Source organism: Acinetobacter gyllenbergii CIP 110306 = MTCC 11365 (assembly GCF_000413855.1).
GTDB classification, from domain to species: Bacteria; Pseudomonadota; Gammaproteobacteria; order Pseudomonadales; family Moraxellaceae; genus Acinetobacter; species Acinetobacter gyllenbergii.
The window spans coordinates 69,668-86,423 of the sequence record NZ_ATGG01000008.1 but is presented as its reverse complement, the minus strand read 5'-3'; the positions used below and the strand labels follow the sequence as shown (position 1 = coordinate 86,423).

General features: G+C 41.8%; 15 protein-coding genes. 11 read left to right on the top strand and 4 right to left on the bottom strand.

Annotation, left to right across the window (positions count from 1 at the left end; translation table 11 throughout):
• Positions 1 to 32 precede the first annotated feature (32 nt).
• The gene (locus F957_RS16475; protein ID WP_005269564.1) at positions 33 to 1,457 is read right to left on the bottom strand and encodes a GntP family permease; all 1,425 of its coding nucleotides are present in this window, start codon (positions 1,455 to 1,457) and stop codon (positions 33 to 35) included.
• A gap of 506 nt (positions 1,458 to 1,963) precedes the next feature.
• On the opposite strand from F957_RS16475, the gene F957_RS16480 reads away from it, so the two are divergent.
• The 11 genes from F957_RS16480 (at position 1,964) to F957_RS16530 (ending at position 12,940) form a co-directional block, all read left to right on the top strand.
• Positions 1,964 to 2,848: a LysR family transcriptional regulator gene (locus F957_RS16480; protein WP_004803082.1), complete on the top strand. Its 885-nt coding sequence runs from the start codon at positions 1,964 to 1,966 to the stop codon at positions 2,846 to 2,848.
• Positions 2,849 to 3,027: 179 nt separating this feature from the next.
• A complete protein-coding gene (locus F957_RS16485; protein ID WP_005243873.1) occupies positions 3,028 to 3,732 on the top strand; it encodes a CoA transferase subunit A in 705 nt (234 codons plus the stop codon).
• Between the two features lie 2 nt (positions 3,733 to 3,734).
• Positions 3,735 to 4,376, top strand: a complete 642-nt coding sequence (locus tag F957_RS16490) for a CoA transferase subunit B (RefSeq protein WP_016541380.1) — start codon at positions 3,735 to 3,737, stop codon at positions 4,374 to 4,376.
• A gap of 132 nt (positions 4,377 to 4,508) precedes the next feature.
• Entirely contained in the window at positions 4,509 to 5,918 is a 1,410-nt protein-coding gene (locus F957_RS16495) for a short-chain fatty acid transporter (RefSeq protein ID WP_016541381.1), read from the top strand.
• 351 nt (positions 5,919 to 6,269) lie between these two features.
• Positions 6,270 to 7,457: an ammonium transporter gene (locus tag F957_RS16500; RefSeq protein WP_016541382.1), complete on the top strand. Its 1,188-nt coding sequence runs from the start codon at positions 6,270 to 6,272 to the stop codon at positions 7,455 to 7,457.
• Positions 7,458 to 7,904: 447 nt separating this feature from the next.
• Positions 7,905 to 8,849 (top strand): transporter substrate-binding domain-containing protein, encoded by a 945-nt coding sequence (locus F957_RS16505; protein WP_016541383.1) that lies wholly within the window; start codon positions 7,905 to 7,907, stop codon positions 8,847 to 8,849.
• A 79-nt stretch (positions 8,850 to 8,928) separates the two neighbouring features.
• The gene (locus tag F957_RS16510; protein ID WP_016541384.1) at positions 8,929 to 9,672 is read left to right on the top strand and encodes an amino acid ABC transporter permease; all 744 of its coding nucleotides are present in this window, start codon (positions 8,929 to 8,931) and stop codon (positions 9,670 to 9,672) included.
• 1 nt (position 9,673) lies between these two features.
• Positions 9,674 to 10,357: an ABC transporter permease subunit gene (locus tag F957_RS16515; protein ID WP_016541385.1), complete on the top strand. Its 684-nt coding sequence runs from the start codon at positions 9,674 to 9,676 to the stop codon at positions 10,355 to 10,357.
• A 14-nt stretch (positions 10,358 to 10,371) separates the two neighbouring features.
• On the top strand, positions 10,372 to 11,097 hold the full coding sequence (locus F957_RS16520) for an amino acid ABC transporter ATP-binding protein (protein WP_171068260.1): 726 nt from the start codon (positions 10,372 to 10,374) through the stop codon (positions 11,095 to 11,097).
• Positions 11,098 to 11,346: 249 nt separating this feature from the next.
• Positions 11,347 to 12,063 (top strand): phosphatase PAP2 family protein, encoded by a 717-nt coding sequence (locus tag F957_RS16525; protein ID WP_016541387.1) that lies wholly within the window; start codon positions 11,347 to 11,349, stop codon positions 12,061 to 12,063.
• A 61-nt stretch (positions 12,064 to 12,124) separates the two neighbouring features.
• Positions 12,125 to 12,940: a lipopolysaccharide kinase InaA family protein gene (locus tag F957_RS16530; protein ID WP_016541388.1), complete on the top strand. Its 816-nt coding sequence runs from the start codon at positions 12,125 to 12,127 to the stop codon at positions 12,938 to 12,940.
• A 9-nt stretch (positions 12,941 to 12,949) separates the two neighbouring features.
• On the opposite strand, the gene F957_RS16535 is transcribed toward F957_RS16530, so the two are convergent.
• Genes F957_RS16535 through F957_RS16545 form a run of 3 tightly spaced genes read right to left on the bottom strand, consistent with a single transcriptional unit; the run spans position 12,950 to position 16,639 of the window.
• Complete coding sequence (locus F957_RS16535; protein WP_016541389.1) at positions 12,950 to 14,296, bottom strand: two-component system sensor histidine kinase PmrB; 1,347 nt, start codon at positions 14,294 to 14,296, stop codon at positions 12,950 to 12,952.
• A 4-nt stretch (positions 14,297 to 14,300) separates the two neighbouring features.
• Positions 14,301 to 14,978: a DNA-binding response regulator PmrA gene (locus tag F957_RS16540; RefSeq protein ID WP_016541390.1), complete on the bottom strand. Its 678-nt coding sequence runs from the start codon at positions 14,976 to 14,978 to the stop codon at positions 14,301 to 14,303.
• A gap of 14 nt (positions 14,979 to 14,992) precedes the next feature.
• Complete coding sequence (locus F957_RS16545) at positions 14,993 to 16,639, bottom strand: phosphoethanolamine transferase (RefSeq protein ID WP_378319724.1); 1,647 nt, start codon at positions 16,637 to 16,639, stop codon at positions 14,993 to 14,995.
• Positions 16,640 to 16,756: the final 117 nt, after the last annotated feature.

Sequence of the window (16,756 nt, the reverse complement as noted above, 5' to 3'; positions counted from 1 at the left end):
TCAAAACAGGCAAGCTGAATTTAAAATTTGCCTTAGACAATACCGAACCATGTAAATGCAGCAATCACCACAAATACCGCCAAGGTTTTAATAATCGTCACTGCGAAAATATCTTTATAGGATTGTTTATGGGTTAAACCTGTCACCGCAAGCAAGGTAATCACTGCGCCATTATGTGGTAGCGTGTCCATACCGCCCGATGCCATCGCCACCACGCGATGCATCACTTCTGGTGGAATACCCGCTGCTAAAATCGCTGCATTGTAGGTTTCTGCCATCGCACTCAAAGCAATACTCATCCCACCCGATGCGGAACCAGTAATCCCTGCCAATACCGTCGTGGTCACTGCACCATTGACCAAAGGATTGGTAAACGTCGTCCCTAGTGCATGGCTAATCAAAGCAAAGCCCGGTAATGCCGCAATAATCGCTCCAAAACCATACTCCGATGCAGTATTCATCACCGCCAATAATGAACCACTGATACTGGCATTCACACCTTCTTTAAAGTTAGTTACCACGCGCTGATAATCAAATAAAATCGCCGCAATAATGCCAACAATCAAGGCCAAACCGACTGCCCAAATCGCCCCTGTTTTTGCCACATCAACAGTGTAGTTGGCTAAACCAATTGCATTAAAATCAAAGCCATTCGGATACCATTCTTTGATGGCTGTGGATAGATAACGGTTCATCACCGCAACCAGAATCAACGGAACAAAGGCCATACATTGACGCAGCACTGAACCGTTGTTTTGCTGAGATAGCTCTACATCAGCAGTCGTTTGCGTAGCTGCATCTTCAGCAGCAAAACCAGCATAACCTTCACCTGCACGAGCAGCAGCTTTACGGCGTGATTCCAGATACAGTAGACCCATGCTTAAGACGAAGATCGCCCCAATTACACCCAAAAACGGTGCTGCATAGATATTGGTACCAAAGAAGGTGGTTGGAATCACGTTCTGAATTTGTGGTGTACCCGGCAAGGCATCCATGGTGAATGTAAATGCACCTAGGGCAATGGTGCCGGGAATCAAACGTTTTGGAATATTGGCCTGTTGGAACAACTGATTGGCAAATGGATAAATCGCAAATACCGCCACAAATAAGCTAACACCGCTATAGGTCAGAATGGCACCCAGTAAAACTACGGTTAAAATGGCTTTCTTTGCGCCAATCAAATTGACAATGGTACGGGCAATCGACTCGGCGATACCTGACATTTCCACCACTTTGCCAAAGATCGCCCCCAGCAAGAACACCAGAAAATAGTCTTTAATGAAATTAACCATTTTCGGCATAAAAACGCCCGAATAAAACGGCAATACATTGGCGGGGTTAATCAGAAAAACTGCCAGCAATGCACATAACGGTGCCATCAAAATCACGGAAAAACCGCGATAGGCCGTGTACATCAGCAAGCCTAAAGACAGCAGAATGACAAATAAGTCCCACATATTCTTTTACTCCATTCCAAAGAATATATGTCAGGGTCAACCAAATTATTTTTTTTATACTATGTGGTGGTTATCCTAACCATAAACAAAATTAAAATACTGCGAACTGCGGTACAGAATCTAAAGCAAAGACGCATGCTAAAACGTATTTTAAAATAGCATTAAAATCATAAAAAACAAGACGATTAAAACAAAATACATCATTTAAATTAATCATAAAAATCATACAGATATAAAAATAACACCCAAATAATTTAATTGATTAATAAAACAAATTAACTATTCAAAAATACTCATTAATCTCATCAAAGTATATTTAGCTTATTATTTTAATAATCTATTTTTCGATATTGAGATAAAATAAATCAATAATCTCATATCGTATTTCAAAAAAATAAACGGCTTGCCTCTCATCAGCAAATTAACAAAAATGCCAGTCACAATGTGCTGTTTTTTTTATAAATTACAGCATATAAATCAAAAACTTTCCGCATAGGTCGTCCACCATGACTTTAAAGCAACTCAAAGCATTTCTGGCTTTGACCCGTACCCTGAATTATGCAAATGCCTCTGCTGAATTGCATCTCAGTCAATCTGCTTTAAGTCTAAGTATCAAATCACTGGAAGAAGAGTTGGGTGGCAAGCTGTTTAAGCGCAATACCCGTCGGGTTGAGCTGACACAGGAAGGAAAGTCATTGATTCCCTATGCCAAGAAATTACTGGCCAATTGGGAAGATATGGAAAAAGACGTCAAACAACGTTTTAAACTCAATCGTGGCACATTGAATATTGCTTCGATGCCCTTTGTCACGCATGCGATTTTACCGCAAGTGATTCATAGCTTTTTAGCCAAACATCCCAATATCAGCTTTTCCATTCATGACATTCCCAATGAAAAAGTACTGGAAAATGTTCAGGATGGTATTTTTGAAATTGGCATCTGCTTTGAACCACCACGCAATGATCAACTGGAATTTAAACCCTTATTTGAGGAAGATTTCCTTGCGCTCTTACCAAAAACACATCCTTTGGCAAGCGCGGATTCGATCAGTTGGAAACAACTGTGTGCCAATCCCTTTGTGACCTTGCAACATCCCTCGATCGTTCGACACCTGATTGAAGAAAACTGTCTTAAAAACCATCTGACATTAGATTTAAAAGTTGAATGTCATCAAATCAGTTCCCTCTCCAGCTTTGTGGCATTAGATATGGGCGTCAGTGCCATCCCCCGTCATTTTCAAAATTTTATCGACAAGGAACATAACGTCTTGATTGAGATTGAGGACGGCAAATTGCCGCAAGCGATTGGGATTGTCTATAAAAAAGATTTTGAGCTTTCCAATATCTCAGCCGAGTTTATTGAGATTTTGCTGCAACATGATTTTGGCTAAGCCCTTTCGGCTGCTATACCAAAACAGATTCACCCCATCATCGTGCCCTGTTGAGTGAAATAGATGAAATTTATTGTATTAATGAGTTTCCCTCATTAATCCTTTAAAAATTTAAACTTCTGTAAATAATCCTTGAATGCTAAAACTATTAGAAACCAAGGAATTTACAGGTGAAAAAAATGAATAAAGTCTATTCAAGCGCAGCATTGGCACTGCAAGATGTGGTGCAAGATCAACAGACTTTTGCGGTTGGCGGTTTTGGCTTATGCGGTATTCCTGAAGCCTTAATTCAGGCGCTGAAAGAAACAGGTGTCACAGGCCTGACCTGTATCTCCAATAATGCAGGTATTGATGATTTTGGCTTAGGTGTTTTGCTCAAGACCCGACAAATTAAAAAAATGATCTCGTCTTATGTGGGCGAAAATAAAGAATTTGAACGCCAATATTTGAATGGCGAACTCGAAGTTGAACTCACCCCACAAGGCACATTAGCTGAAAAACTACGCGCGGGCGGTGCAGGCATTCCTGCTTTTTATACCGCAACAGGTGCAGGTACCTTGGTGGCTGAAGGTAAGGAACAACGCGAATTTAATGGTCGTACCTATATTCTGGAACCATCTCTCACTGCGGATGTGGCCTTGGTCAAAGCCTATAAAGCGGATAAAGCCGGCAATCTGGTATTCCGTAAAACCGCGCAAAACTTTAATCCTGAATGTGCAATGGCTGGAAAAATCACCATTGCCGAAGTTGAACAGATTGTTGAAATCGGCGAACTGGATCCAGATGAAATCCATTTAGCAGGGATTTACGTCAATCGTGTGGTGCTGAATGCCACGCCAGAAAAACGGATCGAACAAAAAACCCTCAAAGCACAGGACGCATAATCATGGCATGGACACGTGAACAAATGGCACAACGTGCCGTACAAGAATTACAAGATGGTTTCTACGTCAACCTGGGAATTGGCCTACCAACCCTAGTTGCCAATTACATTCCAGAGGATATGGATGTGTGGCTACAATCGGAAAATGGTCTGCTCGGCATTGGTGAGTTTCCTACTGAACAACAACTTGATCCCGATTTAATCAATGCAGGCAAACAAACTGTCACCGCGCGTGCAGGTGCAGCCTTTTTCTCAAGCAGTGAATCCTTTGCCATGATTCGTGGCGGGCATGTCAACATTGCCATTTTGGGTGCCATGGAAGTCTCCGAGCAAGGTGACTTGGCCAACTGGATGGTTCCGGGCAAGAAGGTCAAAGGCATGGGTGGTGCGATGGACTTGGTTGCAGGTGTGCAACGTGTGGTGGTGTTGATGGAACACAATGCCAAAGACGGTACCGCTAAAATTGTTAAACAATGCAGCTTGCCACTGACAGGTCTAAAAGTGGTGCATCGCATTATTAGCGATTTAGGTGTTTTGGACGTTGTTGCTGAAGGCATCAAACTGGTGGAGTTAGCACCTGATGTGACTGAACAACAAATTCAAGCGGCTACAGGTGTTGAACTTTTGATTGAAGCCCAAGCTTAATCCTACACACGCTTTTATTTTTCTCGTTGAAGTGATGCTGTGATGGCATCACTTTTCGCTGTTTTCATAACAGCAAAAATTCATTTAGGACAAATGAATCAGGTACAACAAAATTAAAAATGGATGCTCAAGATGAATAAACAACCTGCCTTGTTAGAACGGTTTGCCCTGCGGATTAGTAACTGGTCGGAAAAATGGTTTCCTGACTCCTACATTTTTGCCCTGCTCGGTGTAATTATCGTTTCCTTTGCTGCCATCGGCATTGGTGCATCGGTACAAGATGTCGCAAGCTCCTTCGGGAATGGTTTCTGGAGTTTAATCCCCTTCACCTTACAAATGACCATGCTGATTATTGTCGGTTATGTGGTTTCTGTTTCTGCTCCTGTGAAAAAACTGATTCAGAAAATGGCACGGATTCCACACTCTGGACGCAGTGCCATTGTCTTGGTCGCTACAGTTAGTTTATTGATTTCATTGGTCAATTGGGCAGTCAGTACCATTTTGACCGCATTATTGGTGATTGCGCTAGCCAAGCGTAAAGAGCTACAGATGGACTACCGTGCTGCTGCCGCCGCTGCAATTATTGGTATGGGCGCAACCTGGGCACTAGGCATCAGTTCGTCTGCGGCACAATTACAGGCCAATAAAGCCAGTTTGCCGGAATCCATCTATAAGCTCACGGGTGTGATTCCATTTACCGAAACCATCTTCCTATGGCAATCCATGCTGATGACCTTGATCTTGGTGATTGTCTCAATTGCGATTGCCTATTGGTCTGCGCCGAAAGGTGACAATGTCAAAACCATGCAGGATTTTGAGCTAAACTTTGAAGAAGAAGAAAAAACTGAGGTCAAATCGACCCGACCGGGCGACTGGTTGGAAAACTCACCCTTATTGACCATTATCGTGGTGGCATTAGGCTTGATCTGGATGTTCATCGAGTTTTCTAAAACCAATCCCATCATCGCCATTTCTAGCCTCAATACCTATAACTTTGTGTTCTTGATGCTGGGGCTTGCACTACACCGTACTCCGCGAAACTTCCTCAATGCAGTAAGTCAGGCAGTGCCTGCGGTGTCGGGGATTCTGATCCAGTTCCCGCTCTACGGCAGTATTGCTTTCATTATGACCCAAGCATTGAATAGTCAGGATTTATCGCTGTCGCATTATATTGCTGAATTCTTTGTTTCGATTGCCTCGAAAGAAACCTTTGCAATTGTGATGGGCATCTACTCTGCAGTACTGGGTTTCTTTGTTCCTTCTGGCGGTGGTAAATGGATTATTGAAGCGCCTTATGTGATGCAAGCAGCCAATGATTTACAAGTGCATTTAGGCTGGTCGGTGCAGATTTATAATGCGGCAGAAGCCTTACCAAATCTGATCAATCCCTTCTTTATGCTGCCAATGCTCGGGATTTTAAAACTCAAAGCCAAAGACGTGATCGGTTTTACTGTGACTCAATTGGTGTTCCATCTGCCTTTAGTGTTGTTCTTACTGTGGATTTTAGGACGCACTCTTACATATAGCCCACCAGTTATGTAACTACACAGTTCCGTCAGCGCCACTTTTTATCTTGAAACTCTTGAAGATGAAAAGTGGTGATCCCTGTTGCTTAGCACAGTAAAGATCATCGACCGATCTTCATGCGCGTTCACCTGGTTCGCTTTATTTAGTAATGTCCAAAACCGTGCTATTTTTAAGCAAATTGCACCACTTTTCACCAAAATTACAATTTAACTTCTAAATTGGTGCGTTTTTTGCTTTAAATATTTCATCAAATTAAGTTGTTGCAATACAACTTGAGTTTCTAGATTTACTAAACCCATTTTGGTGCAGAAAACGAATCAAATATTTGCATCAAAATAAAATTTAGCACTTTTTTTGAGCACCACTATGCAAAACGTAGATCTATTTTTCTTACTGCTCGGGGCAGTACTGGTATTGGCAATGCACGCTGGCTTTGCGTTCTTGGAGTTGGGCACCGTGCGCCATAAAAACCAAGTCAATGCATTGAGTAAAATCCTCACCGATTTTGCCATTTCAGCGATTGCCTATTTCTTTGTAGGCTATTGGATTGCATATGGTCAAAACTTTTTCCATGCAGGCAGTACCTTAGCAGCCGATCACGGTTATAACCTGATGCGCTGTTTCTTCTTACTAACCTTTGCTGCGGCGATTCCCGCGATTATTTCAGGCGGTATCGCTGAACGTGCCAAAATGCGTGCGCAAGCCATTGCCACACTGATCTTGGTTGCCCTGATCTATCCATTGTTTGAAGGCATGATTTGGAATGGTAACTATGGTCTGCAAAAATGGTTAGAGAACTCTTTTGGTGCAAGTTTCCATGACTTTGCAGGTTCTGTTGTGGTTCATGCCATGGGCGGCTGGATTGCCCTTGCTGCTGTGATTTTACTGGGCGCTCGTCATGGTCGTTATAAAAATGATGGTCGTGTCAGTGCCCATCCACCCTCATCTATTCCATTCCTTGCTTTAGGTTCATGGATTCTAATCGTGGGCTGGTTTGGCTTTAACGTGATGAGTGCACAACGGGTTGAAGCGATTTCAGGTCTGGTGGCAATTAACTCACTGATGGCGATGGTTGGGGGTACTTTGGCAGCCAACTTCATGGGCCGAAATGACCCAGGTTTCTTACACAATGGTCCATTGGCTGGCTTGGTCGCAATCTGTGCAGGCTCAGATATTGTGCACCCAATTGGTGCGCTAATTATTGGTGGTACGGCTGGTGCACTGTTTGTTTACCTGTTCACCTATACTCAAAATAAACTGAAAGTCGATGATGTGCTTGGGGTATGGCCTTTACACGGTGTTTGTGGGGCATTGGGGGGTATTGCAGCAGGCATCTTTGGTCAACAAGCTTTGGGGGGTCTCGGTGGTGTTTCCATCATCTCGCAAATCATTGGCACAGGCCTCGGCATTATCATTGCTTTGCTTGGTGGTTTTATTGTCTATGGCCTGTTAAAAGCTACGATGGGGATTCGTCTGTCACAAGAAGATGAGTATCGTGGTGCAGACCTTTCCATTCATAAGATTTCAGCCAACTCTGAAGAGTCCATGTTCTAAGCTTGTGAATGCATAAAAGCGGCGATCAATGCCGCTTTTTTTTATGTGTAATCAAACAATATAAGTGATTCAATCTTTCCTATTCCAAGCTCTATTGTCAGCAGAAACGGCCCATGGATTGAGTATGGCAAGTCCTTGAAATATGCCACGCAAGATAAATGCTGTGCATGCTATCTAAAATCCAAATCACAGTCATGGCACATATCATGCTTTATATTTCTTGCAATTTTTACTGTAATTTACAATGTTTAAATTACACCATTCATCCACCATTACGATTAACAAAACCGTAAAGAATATCGCTTGAGCATGTGCATTGAACTCCATTAAGATGAAAAATAATGTTTTTTAATACATCAAAAAGAACACATTATTTTTCATAAAAATGAACGGTTAAACCGCAACAATGACGCATGCGATCATAACGATACAAAAGGAGTTTTGTAGATGATTTATAAACGCACCATGACCTCTCTGCTTTGTGCAGGCACAATGATATTCGGACTCAGTGCTTGTAGTGACAACAAAGCGCCGGCTGCTGGCGACAAAGCGACTGAAGCGGGTGCCTCCACTTCGGGAACATTAAACAAAATCAAAAGTTCTGGCACGATTGTGCTGGGTTATCGCGATTCATCGATTCCCTTTTCCTATATTGCCTCTACCCCAAACCAACCTGTTGGTTATGCACATGATCTGCAACTTAAAGTTGTTGAGGCAGTGAAGCAGAAGTTGAATATGCCAGACCTGAAAATCCGCTATAACTTGGTCACCAGTCAGAACCGTATTCCACTGGTCTCGAATGGCACGGTAGATCTGGAATGTGGCTCAACCACCAATAATAAAGAACGCCAGCAGCAAGTCGATTTCTCTGTCGGTTTCTTTGAAGTGGGTTCTCGATTGCTGACTGCAAAAAATTCGGGCATCAAAGACTTTGCCGATTTAAAAGGTAAAAAACTGGTGACCACAGCAGGAACCACCTCTGAGCGCTATATCCGTCAACATCAACAAGAACTTGGTATTGGCGAAATCATTTCCGCCAAAGACCATGCCGAATCCTTCTTGATGCTACAAAATGGTCGGGCTGTCGCGTTTATGATGGACGATATCCTACTGGCAGGAGAAAAATCCAAAGCCAAAGATCCAAATCAGTGGGATATTGTCGGGACCGCACCCATCCATGAAATTTATGGCTGTATGCTGCGTAAAGGCGATACAGGCTTTAAACAAGTGGTCGATGATGCCATTAAGGCAACCTATGCATCTGGTGAAATCAACAAGATGTATGAAAAATGGTTCCAGCAACCGATTCCACCGAAAAATATTAATTTGAACTTTGCCATGTCGGATCAGCTCAAAGCCTTAATCAGCAATCCACATGATCGCGATCAGTAATTCGCTCCCCTTATAGCAAGAATAGTATGCTGGAATGGGGCAACAGCAAATGTTGTCCTGATTCTGCTCAGGAGTCGTTATGAATTATAGCTGGAACTGGGGAGTTCTGTGGCAATCGACAGGGATCGGAGACACCACCTACCTGAACTGGATCATCACAGGTCTAGGTTGGCTGCTTGTGATTGCTGTGGTCGCATGGAGTATTGCCCTGCTGCTTGGTAGCACGCTCGGTATTATGCGCACGCTCCCCAATAAAACCGCCAGAGCCATCGGCACTGCCTATGTCACCTTATTTAGAAATGTACCTTTACTGGTTCAATTATTTATTTGGTTTTATGTGGTTCCCAACTTTCTGCCCGCACCGATTAAAAGCTGGTGGATGAATGATCTTGGCACCAATACCACCGCCCTGATTTCCGCCAGTGTCGGACTGGGTCTATTCACCGCAGCACGTGTTTGTGAACAGGTGCGAACAGGGATTGAAGCTTTACCCAAAGGGCAAATCAATGCTGGCTATGCCATGGGATTTACCACAACACAACTCTATCGTTATGTGATTCTACCGCAGTCCTTTCGTACCATTTTACCGCCACTAAGCTCAGAACTGACTAACTGCGTCAAAAACACCTCGGTCGCCTCATTGGTTGGGGTCGCAGAAATTATTTCGCAGATGAAAACCATTAGCGAATATACCCAGAACACCATTGAAATTTATACCTATGTCACACTGATTTTTATCGTGATCAACATCTGCCTCATTTTTAGCATGAACCTGTTGGAAAAACGTCTACGTATTCCTGGTTTAATCTCAGGAGGCAAGTAATATGGAATGGTTAACTTCTTTTTTCAGTGACTTACAACAGTCCGGGCCTGCACTCTGGTATGGATTCAGCATTACCTTAAAAGTCGTGGTGATTGCAACCATTGGCGGTATTGCGATTGGTACTGTACTGGCAATGATGCGCTTGTCTTCAATCAAAATTTTCAATTGGATTGCACAAGCTTATGTGGATCTGTTCCGTTCCATTCCGCTGTTATTGGTATTGATGTGGTTCTATTTTGCTGTGCCATTTTTTTATACCGCCATCACAGGTCAATATCTGACCATTGATACTGCTTTAGTTTCAAGTATCGTGGCCTTCATGTTATTTGAAGCTGCTTATTTTTCTGAAATTGTGCGTGCAGGGATTCAATCCATTCCCAAAGGTCAATCGGCTGCGGCTTATGCTCTCGGAATGAGCTATAGCCAGTCAATGCGGCTGATTATTTTGCCACAGGCATTCAGAAAAATGACCCCGTTGCTGCTTCAACAGACCATCATTCTGTTTCAGGATTCCACCATGGTCTATGCCATTGGATTACTTGATTTCTTTAGAACAAACTATGTTCGTGGTGATTTGATGTCTCTGCTCACCCAATATATTTTATTTGCAGGTCTGGTGTACTTCACCATCAGCGCTTTAGCGACATTCGCAGTGAAACGTTTACAAAGGAGGTTAAGTGTATGAGTGACAATAACGTAATGATAGACCTCCAAAATGTCAGTAAATGGTATGAACAATTTCAAGTTTTAACCGAATGCAGCACCCAAATCTGCCAAGGTGAAGTGGTGGTGGTCTGTGGTCCATCGGGCTCGGGCAAATCAACACTGATTAAAACTGTGAATGGGCTTGAGCCGTTTCAGCAGGGTAAAATCTTTGTCGATGGTGTGCCTGTGCATGAACCCAAAACCGACATGACCAAATTACGAAGCCGAGTTGGAATGGTGTTCCAACACTTTGAACTGTTTCCGCATTTAAGCATTACCGAGAACCTAACCCTCGCACAAATCAAAGTTCTTGGGCGTTCCGAAGCCGAAGCCAATAAAAAAGGACTGGCCTATCTGGATCGTGTTGGGCTGAGCGCGCATGCCAAGAAATTTCCGGCACAACTGTCTGGAGGGCAACAACAACGTGTAGCAATTGCCCGTGCGCTCAGTATGGATCCGATTGCGATGCTATTTGATGAACCAACCTCTGCACTTGATCCTGAAATGATCAATGAAGTGCTTGATGTCATGGTGGGACTGGCCAAAGAAGGCATGACCATGATGTGTGTGACCCATGAAATGGGCTTTGCCCGTCAGGTGGCGAATCGTATTATTTTCATGGATCAAGGTAAGATTGTAGAAGACTGCTCCAAAGATGAATTCTTTGGCACACCACGCGGTGAGCGCGCGCAGCAATTTCTGGATAAAATCCTACATTAATTTTTGATATTCAGATTAAAAATAAAGCAGCCCTTTGGCTGCTTTATACTAAAATTAGAAAAAACCAACAAATCAGCCAAAAAATAAATATAAATTATATTAATTTCAACAATTTAACTCAAAAAATTTTTAAATTATTCTATTTTTAAAATGTTTCTGAACATCAAATTTTTTCTGCCCATTTAAGAGCCAATTAAGCTTATTCACATTAAATAACACAATTGTCATCTAACTTTAATCATACGTTCCATGATTCTGAAAACACCTTTTTTTGCATTGACGAGCTTTTTATTATTGATCAGCTTTTTCATTTTGTTATGGGTATTTCCTGTTGGTGGAACCATTGATTTACAACTGATTCAACCGTGGGTCAGCTTACATGGCAGCTTTCCCTATAAAAATGATTGGTTTCTCGATAAACTTAACCATACTTACGTCAAACAACTTTTAACGCTTGTTTATGTAGCTTTTTTCTTTTTATGGTGCGCCTCTTTTAAAGTCGAAAAGCTGAAACCACAACGTTGGCAATATGGCTACATGTTTTGGGTGAGTATGTTATGTACTGGCATTGTCGGCTTACTCAAAGCCCACTCCTATCATGCTTGCCCTTGGTACATGACCCATGAAACCACGATGGGCTTTGTCTGGGATTTCTCGGCAACCGCTGGGCATTGTTTTCCAGGTGGACATGCCAGCACAGGCTTTGCTCTGATCACAGGCTATTTCGTCTATCGCTTGCATCAAACACAACGAGCTTGGTTTTATTTGATTGCAGGAATCATTATTGGCTTTGCCATGGGCTGGGCGCAGATGATGCGTGGTGCGCACTTCCTTAGTCATAACCTTTGGACGGCTTGGGTTTGTGTCGCAATTAATTTGGTCTGTTATGCACTGACCTATAAATATCATCAAGCCGTTGCAAATCGTAATTCTATACCTTTACCGACAATTGATGTGGTAAAGTGAACGCCCGTACTCAAAGAACGAGTACGTTTGACGCTCACATTAGGATTATTTTTGCTGCCGTATGTCTGACTATCAATCTTTTTTGGAAACCACTTTAGCAACTCAATCCGACTCTATTCAATCTTATGAATTAGATTCACGCAAAGTATGGCTTAAAAAAGCATCTGAACGCCATGGATTATGGCTTTACACTCCATTGAAATGGCTAGCAAAAATATTTAACCTCGGCTCCATCACCCCTGTTCCCAATCAAGGCGGGTCAGCTGCAATTCAATGTGAATTCAAACGCATCCAGCAACTTAAAGCCTTGGGGATTTCAACCCCAAATGTTTTGGCGCTCTCAAAAAAAGGCATTTTACTCGAAGATGTCGGCTCACAACGTCAAAGCCCTGTGAGTCAATTAGATCAGAAGATTGCCAGCTTAAAACACCATCCTGAAGCACAATTCGACTTATTTCATCAAGCCATTCAGTCTATTCGTCAACTGCATGCAGACGAAGGTTATTTAAGTGAAGCCTTTGCACGCAACATTTTAGTCGATGAGCAAAATCAGTTTACTTTTATTGATTTTGAAACAGATCCGCGAGATGTACTCAGTTTGCATGATTGTTTTGTTCGGGACTGGTTACTGTTTATCTTCTCAACAGCCTATCATTTTGAATTTGAAAGACTTGAGTCAGCCAGCCAACTGCTCTATCAAGCTTTATTAGATGAACCTCAAGTCTATAAAGATATTTGTAAGGTTGGTAAACGTTTAAATTGGGTATTACGCTTCAATGTCAGCAAAGTCGGTAATGATGGCAAACGTATCCAGAAATGTGTGCTCTTCCTGCGCTACCTAAAACAGCAATCGGAAAGCAATACACAGCCCAATTAAGTGCTGTGTTTACTCAATGCGATCATGATGTGCAAGTTTTTTCGGTAATTTGACCAACACACTCAGACCACCTAATTCAATACTTCGAGATAAAGTCAAAATTCCACCTAAACGTTGAGTGGCTTTATCCACAATCGAAAGTCCAAGCCCACTCCCCACTTCTAAATGATGATGGACACGATAAAAACGTTTTAAAACTTTGTCGTATTGTTCAGGATCAATTCCTGTACCGCTGTCTTCGATTTGAATATAGGCAAAATCATCCGCATCGCTATACACTGAAATATTAATAATGCCCTGATTTGGGGTATATTTAATTGCATTATCAATCAAGTTGAAAATAATCGAATGTACGGTGGATTCAAGGCTCTGCATTTCGATTGGATCGTTACGTTCAAAACCTAAATCGATTTCCTTTTGCATAGCCAAATTGACTAACTGTTCAACACAGTTGAGTGCAACATCATTCAATCTGAAGTTTGTGTTGGGTTCAATCAGACTCAGCGCAACATCCTGTTTTGCCAAGGCCAAAAGCTGGGTAACTAAATGTTGAATACGAGCCAAGCCTTTGCTCAGATTCTGTAAAGCCTCATGTTCAGGAAACTGGCTGATCAAGATTCGTGTTTGTAAATTCAGCGCAGTCACAGGGGTTCTGAGTTCATGTGCAGCATCGGCAATAAATTGCTTTTGCTCGGTCTGAGCATGTTGAATACGTTCAAATAGACGATTCATTTCTTCGATGGTGGGCAACAGTTCTTGTGGATAATCTTTCACATCTATCGGCGACAGACCATCTGAATCACGCTGGGTCAGTTCGGTTTTAAAATCATCCAGGGGTTTTAAACTTAAACTAATAATAAATGCCAGTACAATAATTGCGATCGGTAACAGTAGGATATAGGGAACAAACATACTCCCAGCCAATTCCCATGCAAACGCATGGCGAACCTGTTCTTGCTGACTGACCTGAATCTGATAATCTTTGAGTGGAATCACATAAACACGCCATTTTCCTTGCGGTGTGTTTTGGGTATAAAAACCAGCTTGCTTCACAGGTGGAACCAGAAGATGAGTCTGATGCCATAAATGGCTTTGATCTTTATAGGCCCAGATATCAATCAATAAATCTTCTTCGTGATAGGTTCGATGCAGTTCCACTCGACTTGCCATTGGCGTTACAGGATGAGAGCTTGAACGCTCCGCCATATACTGCATTTGGGTATCTAAAATTTCATCGACTTCATGTAATGAAATTTTATAGGCGGCTAAAATCAAAAAACAGCCCAGCACAATACTGAAAATGGAGGTTCCCCAAATCAGTCGTTTCTTCAGTGAATAATGCCGAGTTGTTTTCATAAATTTAAGCTTGCCCCAAACGATAACCTAGACCACGGATGGTTCGAATAAAGTCTTTGCCAAGTTTGGCACGTAAATGGTGTACATAGACTTCAATGGTATTACTGGTCACTTCACTGTCAAAATCATACAACTTATCCTCTAAATTGGCTTTAGAGAAAATTTTATTGGGATGAGAAACCATCGGAATTAAAATTGCCCATTCACGATTGGAAAGTTCAATCTGCTGCCCTTTAAAGGTTGCTAAATGCTGTTCTACATCTAAGATCAGCTCACCACTTTTTAACAATTGTGACTGACTTTTTAGTTGTGCAGCCTCATTACTGCCACGACGCAATAAAGCATGAATACGCGCTAGTAATTCATCAAACTCATATGGCTTGATCAGATAATCATCTGCGCCTTGGTTTAAACCATCGACACGATTTTGTAGCTGATCTCGTGCAGAAATAATTAACACAGGTATCGAACTACGTTGACGAATCTGTCTGAGGATTTGCATCCCATCCATCAAAGGTAGACCTAAATCCAACAAGATTAAATCAAAAGGCTGTTTGGTCAGCAAAGCTAGCCCATCAACCCCATTGTTAACCCATTCCACCTCAAACTGATGGTATCGCAATAAAGTCAATGTTGACTCTGCAATCATAAAATCATCTTCTATCATCAAGATCTTAGTCATGATTCCATTACACCTTATGGGTTAGGACATGTCTGCAACATGTCATTTTTAGCATTAATTACCTTGGTTTTGATATCAAGCAAACTCAGCATGGTTGGGAACAAGTTATCTTGGCTCAGCTTATTTTTACTTTGTTGTGCCAAACATTTGACTTGCTTTCCTGCTTGTTGTTGCCACGCCTGAGAGAACCACATCAGCATAGGTACATGAGTTTGTTGCGTCGGTGCAATCGCATAAGGTGCACCATGCAAATACATCCCACTCTCCCCTGTTGATTCACCATGATCAGACAAATACCACAAACCTGTTTGATATTTCGTTGTATTTTTTAATGTTTCAATCAATGAATCTAAAACATAATCGGTATAAAGCAGAGTATTGTCATAACTATTAATCAAAGCCTCTTGGGTACAGCCTTGGATCGCATTGGTATCACAGGTCGGTTTAAATACTCGATACTCCGCAGGTATCCGCTCATAATAAGCTGGACCGTGACTCCCCATTTGATGTAACACCACCAACCGTGGCCGTGTATCATCCTTCGGAATCGTTTCAAGATAAGCCTTCAGACTATCAATTAAGATATCATCGAGACATTCACCGTTCTTACACCATTTTTGTTGAATTGGCTCAGGAATTTTAAACTCACCCACCCGATCACAAGTTCCTTTGCAGCCTGAATTATTATCAATCCAAGTGACTTGATAACCCGCTCGCTTTGCAATATCAAGTAATCCTTCACGATGACTCGCTAAACGCTCATCATAATCCTCTCGCTGCATACCTGAGAACATGCAAGGAACTGATACCGCCGTAGCCGTACCACACGAACTGACTTGAGAGAAATTTAAAATATCCTGTTTGGCGAGTTTCGGATTGGTGTCTTTGGCATAACCATTTAAAGAAAAATTTTCAGCCCGTGCTGTTTCACCGACCACCAAAACCATTAGTTTTGGTAATCCTTTCACTGCTGCATTTCGCTGTGCATCTTCACCATAGCTCACTAAAGGTAAATTCTCTTTAGGTGCTTTCTTTTTATAATAAGACACCGATGAGGCAATCATATTTTGTGGTGAAATCATGCCTTTTATATCGCGATTCTCTCGAAAGATTGCAGCAAAATCAACATAAAACACAAAGAGTAAACCACCAACAACCGCTAAAGAAATCACAGAAGTTATTACTTTTTTGATGATTTGTTTAGTTACAGGTTCAGATTTGAGTTTGACAATGAAAATCAAAATGCAAGGGATAACAATCATACCCAGCAGCCACACAAGCAAACGCCAAGACCAAGTATCTCTTGCTTCAGCCAAATTGGTTTGCATTAGATTTTGAATTTGGTCCGAAGTAATCCAAACGCCTAATGTATTCACCGCATAGGCCGCAAAGCCGCCGATAAAAACCAAAGCAATTGCAATCGGTTTTGCGGTCCATTTCCAATTTAAAATTTGAAAAATAAAATTATATAATGCAATGACCACACCCACAGAAGCTGCCACAAAAAGCCCGGCCTTCATCCCTGTATAAGGTGTTAGCGCTTGCATCTTTTGATAAAAGGCAACATTCAGGAATAAGCCTAACCAAATCGCAAGCAATAGATTAAAACTAAGTAATGAAATAGACCTAGATCTGAATTTTTGTAGCGACATAGAAGGCATCATAATCTAAAAGTAAATTTTTCGTTTTTTTAAGATAAGAATAAAAACTTAAAAATGACTTAAACCAAATCATCAGTAATCGTAGATTCATTCAACTCAATCGTTGTTTTTATTAAT

What these genes read in the sequence shown, in the direction of transcription:
- F957_RS16475 (WP_005269564.1), bottom strand. Translation starts at nt 1,457, where the DNA reads ATGTGGGACTTATTTGTCATTCTGCTGTCTTTAGGCTTGCTGATGTAC.
- F957_RS16480 (WP_004803082.1), top strand. Translation starts at nt 1,964, where the DNA reads ATGACTTTAAAGCAACTCAAAGCATTTCTGGCTTTGACCCGTACCCTG.
- F957_RS16485 (WP_005243873.1), top strand. Translation starts at nt 3,028, where the DNA reads ATGAATAAAGTCTATTCAAGCGCAGCATTGGCACTGCAAGATGTGGTG.
- F957_RS16490 (WP_016541380.1), top strand. Translation starts at nt 3,735, where the DNA reads ATGGCATGGACACGTGAACAAATGGCACAACGTGCCGTACAAGAATTA.
- F957_RS16495 (WP_016541381.1), top strand. Translation starts at nt 4,509, where the DNA reads ATGAATAAACAACCTGCCTTGTTAGAACGGTTTGCCCTGCGGATTAGT.
- F957_RS16500 (WP_016541382.1), top strand. Translation starts at nt 6,270, where the DNA reads ATGCAAAACGTAGATCTATTTTTCTTACTGCTCGGGGCAGTACTGGTA.
- F957_RS16505 (WP_016541383.1), top strand. Translation starts at nt 7,905, where the DNA reads ATGATTTATAAACGCACCATGACCTCTCTGCTTTGTGCAGGCACAATG.
- F957_RS16510 (WP_016541384.1), top strand. Translation starts at nt 8,929, where the DNA reads ATGAATTATAGCTGGAACTGGGGAGTTCTGTGGCAATCGACAGGGATC.
- F957_RS16515 (WP_016541385.1), top strand. Translation starts at nt 9,674, where the DNA reads ATGGAATGGTTAACTTCTTTTTTCAGTGACTTACAACAGTCCGGGCCT.
- F957_RS16520 (WP_171068260.1), top strand. Translation starts at nt 10,372, where the DNA reads ATGATAGACCTCCAAAATGTCAGTAAATGGTATGAACAATTTCAAGTT.
- F957_RS16525 (WP_016541387.1), top strand. Translation starts at nt 11,347, where the DNA reads ATGATTCTGAAAACACCTTTTTTTGCATTGACGAGCTTTTTATTATTG.
- F957_RS16530 (WP_016541388.1), top strand. Translation starts at nt 12,125, where the DNA reads ATGTCTGACTATCAATCTTTTTTGGAAACCACTTTAGCAACTCAATCC.
- F957_RS16535 (WP_016541389.1), bottom strand. Translation starts at nt 14,296, where the DNA reads ATGAAAACAACTCGGCATTATTCACTGAAGAAACGACTGATTTGGGGA.
- F957_RS16540 (WP_016541390.1), bottom strand. Translation starts at nt 14,978, where the DNA reads ATGACTAAGATCTTGATGATAGAAGATGATTTTATGATTGCAGAGTCA.
- F957_RS16545 (WP_378319724.1), bottom strand. Translation starts at nt 16,639, where the DNA reads ATGCCTTCTATGTCGCTACAAAAATTCAGATCTAGGTCTATTTCATTA.